Annotated in this window: 1 protein-coding gene; it reads right to left on the bottom strand. The window is 67.5% G+C overall.

The annotated features are described in order from the left end of the window. A partial coding sequence (locus EN879_RS38495) for an NADP-dependent oxidoreductase (RefSeq protein ID WP_164774970.1) occupies positions 1-459 on the bottom strand: 459 nt, incomplete at its 3' end. Between the last annotated feature and the right edge of the window lie 2 nt (positions 460-461).

Raw genomic sequence — 461 nt, 5'->3', positions numbered from 1 at the left:
CCCGGCCTCCCTTGCAAGCTGCGTCACCATCGAACCGACGGCACCGGCCGCGCCGTGCGCGAGCACGCTTTGCCCCGCCTGAAGGCGGCCATGCTGGAACAGCCCCTGCCACGCGGTCAGGCCGGAGATCGGCAGGCTCGCACCCACCGTGAAGTCAACGTCGCCGGGCAGCGGCGCGAGATTGCGTGCCTCCATGGCGACATACTCAGCGAGGGTCCCGTCGCGATGCCAGTCGGCGAGGCCGAATACGCGCTGACCGATTGACAGTCCCGTGGTGCCGTAGCCGAGCGCAGTGACCACACCTGCGAGCTCATGGCCGAGGATCGATGGCGTCCGGTCACGGAAGGCTCGATCGGCCCAGGTCGAAGGCCACTCCAGTTCGGTGTTGACGAATCCCGCCGCATGAACCTCCACAACAACATCGTTTATTGCCGCCCGCGGCTCGGGCCGCTGTACCAGCT

Source organism: Mesorhizobium sp. M7A.F.Ca.AU.002.02.1.1 (assembly GCF_003998535.1).
In the GTDB taxonomy this organism is placed as follows: Bacteria; Pseudomonadota; Alphaproteobacteria; order Rhizobiales; family Rhizobiaceae; genus Mesorhizobium; species Mesorhizobium ciceri.
This window is presented reverse-complemented; position numbering and strand designations above follow the sequence as displayed.